At 39.8% G+C, this 540-nt stretch carries 1 protein-coding gene and 1 pseudogene; both read right to left on the reverse strand.

Annotated features, from left to right (window positions below; genetic code table 11):
• Positions 1–279, reverse strand: a 279-nt coding sequence (locus C9J29_RS23960) for an AAA family ATPase (protein ID WP_201798439.1), incomplete at its 3' end; no start/stop codon positions are given.
• Positions 276–540: pseudogene (locus tag C9J29_RS24470) on the reverse strand (3' terminal RNA ribose 2'-O-methyltransferase Hen1); the annotation flags it as partial. The gene C9J29_RS23960 and the pseudogene C9J29_RS24470, both read right to left, overlap by 4 nt.

A 540-nucleotide genomic window follows, 5' to 3' on the forward strand; every position in this document is an offset into this window, starting at 1 on the left:
TTTGCTTCGTTTTGCAATGACATAATCCATCGCATCAAATGCGGCATTGGATATTTGTTGATATTCATCAAAAAGTGCATCACTTTCGTCTTTTGGACGCCCGTTCCAGCTAATAAACTCAATATCGCTTACAAGAATACGGAATTGGTCAGAACTGACCAATTCAGAAGTGAGAATCTGATTTTCTTCGATTAATTGATTTAATAGGGTTGTTTTACCCGTATTACTAGGTCCTACAAGCAAGATAATTCCGGCATGTGGTAAATGGATTGTTGTCATCTTCCCTCCTCCCTTCTGAAAATGGCCATTTGTGTTGGATGTCCGTATGCCGGATGCTCCTCCCCAATCCCTTGAATGCTGATTTGATAAGGAGAATTCAAGGTCCACTCTTTTACTTTTTGAACAAATTCAGCTCTTGTCCATTCAAAACGGTGATCATCATGACGCATATTTTCTTCCATTTCATAGAGCACATTGTATTCCTGGTTGGGCGTAGTCACTATAAGCGTCTTTGGACGGTAATCATTCAGTATCGTATCA

This window comes from Lysinibacillus fusiformis (genome assembly GCF_003049525.1).
Lineage (GTDB): Bacteria > Bacillota > Bacilli > Bacillales_A > Planococcaceae > Lysinibacillus > Lysinibacillus fusiformis.